Annotated in this window: 1 pseudogene; it reads right to left on the bottom strand. The window is 58.2% G+C overall.

The features are described from left to right. Positions 1-674 (bottom strand): annotated as a pseudogene (locus tag ACR0DY_RS19895) (IS6 family transposase); the annotation flags it as partial.

Raw genomic sequence — 674 nt, forward strand, 5'->3', positions numbered from 1 at the left:
CGGCTCGAGTGGCCGCATTCACGGCTTCGAATGCCTCGATTCGGTGATAACGGATTGGTTGTGCGGAGCGACGACGTGCCGGGACGCGGAAGCAATTTCTGCCGGCTGATGGGTGGTTACGAACCGCTGCAAACCTCCTGGAGATCGGTATCCTGGCATCGTCCGTTCTCGCTTTCGGAATGGGAGGGGGCTGTTTTCAGCTCGATTGTTGAGGCCCTTGTGCGACCAACGATCCAAGCCCGGCGCGATTTCCCGTTTGGCGGTGCCAAAGGACCGCAACTTGTTCGTGATGATCCGCTTGGGAATGAAACCAAGGTGCTTGATCAGGCGGCGCAACAGCCGTTTTGCCGCCCGTTTGTCCCGCCTGGGTTGGAGGATTTCCTTCAGCACGACGCCATGCTGATCGACCGCGCGCAAAGCCGATACTTGCGACCTGAAATGTCCACGACAATTTCATCCAGATGCCAGACACCACCTGGACGGTTCAGTCTCTGCCGCAGATTTCGAGCTACCACCGGCCCGAATTTGATGACCCAGCGCCGAACAGTTTCATAAGAAGCATAGCGCACGCGCTGCAGCAGCATCTCTTCAACTTCCCGCAGGCTCAGATTGAAGCGAACGTACAGCCACACTGCATGCGCGATGAGCTGAGGCGGAAACCGGGGGCGCTTGTA

It is taken from the genome of Ruegeria sp. O6, assembly GCF_056535045.1.